Source organism: Moraxella pluranimalium (assembly GCF_002014825.1).
Taxonomy (GTDB): Bacteria; Pseudomonadota; Gammaproteobacteria; order Pseudomonadales; family Moraxellaceae; genus Moraxella; species Moraxella pluranimalium.
The window spans coordinates 1-3,088 of the sequence record NZ_MUYU01000041.1 but is presented as its reverse complement, the minus strand read 5'-3'; the positions used below and the strand labels follow the sequence as shown (position 1 = coordinate 3,088).

Sequence of the window (3,088 nt, the reverse complement as noted above, 5' to 3'; positions counted from 1 at the left end):
GGAATATTGTACCGGTACAATACTGATAAGCTTCTCGTACTTCTTTTGGTAAGTAGAGTGCATCTTGTACATCTTCATCATGGATACCCAGTAAACCAAAGATCTCTTTATCTGTATTACGCTGATGATTACCTTTAGTCATCATATAGTCATAAGCAGCATAAGCCAAAGCAGAAGCTACATTGGATTCAATACTGACATTACCATTCTCATCTTCTTCAATGAAATAGTTCGCTTTACTTTGATATAGGTAATCTTTATTCTTCTTCACCTTGATAGCTTGCTCAAGATATGAAGTGAATAGTTGAGTGAATGCAACAAAGTCCATGACTTGCTTCTCTTGGGCTTCAGTCGCATTTCTTTCAAAACCAAGTGCACTGGTTGCAGCATTCACATCTTGGCTTAAGTTCATCACAAAGTCAGGAATACTAGACAAAGGACGCTTTAATGATGGCTCTTGTTTGAAGTGTGCTTGTAATGCATGACGTACTTCAGTAGTGTTACCTTTGACAGGGAATAACAACTTCTTCACTTCAGTCATTGGCGTATCTTTATCAGTGTCTCTAAATGCTCTGATTTTCGCTGTATTTGATTGTTTAAACGCAGCAGTATAATCCCCTGCATTGATTGCAGAAGCATCACCAAGAGCGTCTATGAGCCTGCTATACGCTGTATGTTGCTTAGGCTCTTTACCAAAGAAACGAGAGATTACATCTACCAAGTTTTCATAAGCTGTAGTCCATGTATTCTTACGCTTCATCTTGATCTGTTTCAAGATAGCTTTGGTATCTTCATCAAAGATACCCATATTGATCAGATTAGCATGACTGCTTGTAGCCAAAGCCAATCGTGCAATCACATCAGGGTATTGCTCTTTGATCTTTGGTTTATCACGAAGCATTTGACCTACTGACATATTGACTGTCTTTGCGATCTCACTTAAGTCTTGACGCAGTGACATGACTTTACGTTTACGCTCATGATCATGAGCATCTTTAGTACCTTTCTCATGTACCAATTCACCTGAAGTCAGTTTGTCTTCTGTCTCTTTAAATGAAGCCATATCTTCAGCTGTAAGTTGATCAATCTCATCAGCAATATGAGCCACTGATTTACTGACCAGTTGTTTTGCTGTTTCTTGTAGTACTTCTGGATTGCTTTCATCCACATAGATGGTATTGCTATCCGTCTTAGTACTCTCATCAGCATAGCTGTCTTTATCTTGGATTTGTACTTTGAGATGTGGATTAAACTGAGCAACAGCTTCAATTACACCACGAGCTTCTTCACGCTTGACTTGAAGTTCTGCTGGTATCTTGGTTGGTTGTTCTGTCTGTGGTTTATAGTTACCCATCTCAGAAACCAATTCTTGTACACTGACTACCTGATTGACACGAGCTTTAGGGATAGGTGTATCTTTGCTATATTCAGTAGGTACTGTATCTACTTCTTGCTCTGTTTCAATCACTTGTTTAGGTGCTTTAGCAGTTTGTACTGCTTCTTTGTTTAAGCCAGTAGCAACAGCTTGCTTAGTGTTATTCTTAGTCTTAGTAGCGACTTTAGAATTACGAGTAACAGGTTTTGCTGTGACTTCTGTATTATCTTGGATTGCTTCAGGTACTTGGGTTGGTACTTCTGTAGGTACACTGGCTTCTTGCTCTACAGGTGTAGGTGCAGTAGCAGGTGTTACTTCAGGTGCAGCAGGTGTAACTACAGGCGGTGTATTATCACCAGTCAGTAGCTCAGGTGCTGTCTGTACTTCTACTTCTTGTTCTTGGTTTGAAGCCAATGAAGTAGGTTGCCATTGTTGTAATGACTCACTGCTTTGTACCACTGTAGGATATTTTGTAACCTTACCCACATAGTCTTTGACACCATTAGGGACTTCACGACTAATCTCACTGTGGAATTGTCCATCAGCCATCATTGTACCCATACCAGTCAAAGCATGACCTACTGCATCTTGTAGCCATTTACCTTTGGCTTCATCAGGGTTTTTATCACCCAGTGTATTACGGATAGCAGGTAGTACTTGCTCTAAGATTTTACTCTCTGTGAAGTCATGGCTCATGTTCATAGGGTCACTATAGAACTCTGTATCAGGGTTCATAGCCATAGTAGCTAGTGCTTTAGCCATATTGGAGTTATTCGCTACAGAGACTCGTAGCATATCCATATAGCGGTTTGCTGACTCTACATGAGCTGATAGCTTACCTTCTGCTGTACCATCGTGTACGACTAGGTATCTGTCTTGCTGTGGTAGCTTAGGGACTTTGTTTACATCTTGGATGTTGATAGGACTACCCAATACCCCTGCTTTGATACGAGTAACTGGTTCACCATTAATCTCAATGGTTTCCATTAAGTTATTGACATCAGTTCTGATATTCTCACTATCAGTATCTTTTTTGGTGTTGCCTGATTGTAGGAAGTTACTTAGGCTAATCTGTTGTTTACCAGTTGCACCACGACCTACCCATACTGCATTTGGATTAATCTGTCCTTGTTCTCTGGCTGTATTAAAGTCAGTCACAGAATTAAAATGACCACGCACTAAGCCAGTAGAAGTAGTGGTATCAGTATTGACTGAAACACTAGGCGTAGGTGGTGTAACAGGTTCAAAATCCATAGGATCAGGTAGATTGCGGTTCTTACGCATAGCATCTGTAGCCATTGCGTTGACCATATTAATATCTACAGGAGCTGAACGCTCTACATTCACAGGTGCAGGTGTACCACGAGTAGGGTTCATACCTGCATCCATGTTATTCAGTGATGGTTGTACAGGTTGCTCAAAGTCTTGTAAGCCAGATAAATCAATCTGAGTAGTTACATCAGGTAAACCAAGAGCAGTAGTATATGCTCTATGTACTTGTGCAATTGCCTTGGCTTCATTTTGGATACTATTGACCAGTTGAATTGAACTAGGTGCGTCATTGATATTCAATGCACCTGTACGCTTCTGAGTAGGTTTATCTACATTACCTGCATAGACATCCCATTCTTGACTGTCTTTCTTACGAGCAATATGTACAGGTTCACCTGTCTCTTGGTACATCTGCATGGCTCTATGTACCGGTCAACTATT

General features: G+C 40.5%; 1 protein-coding gene. It reads right to left on the bottom strand.

Features of this window, described 5'->3' with window-relative positions; genetic code table 11:
• On the bottom strand, positions 1-3,058 hold a 3,058-nt coding region (locus B0680_RS10855; protein ID WP_158078329.1), incomplete at its 3' end, for a hypothetical protein.
• Between the last annotated feature and the right edge of the window lie 30 nt (positions 3,059-3,088).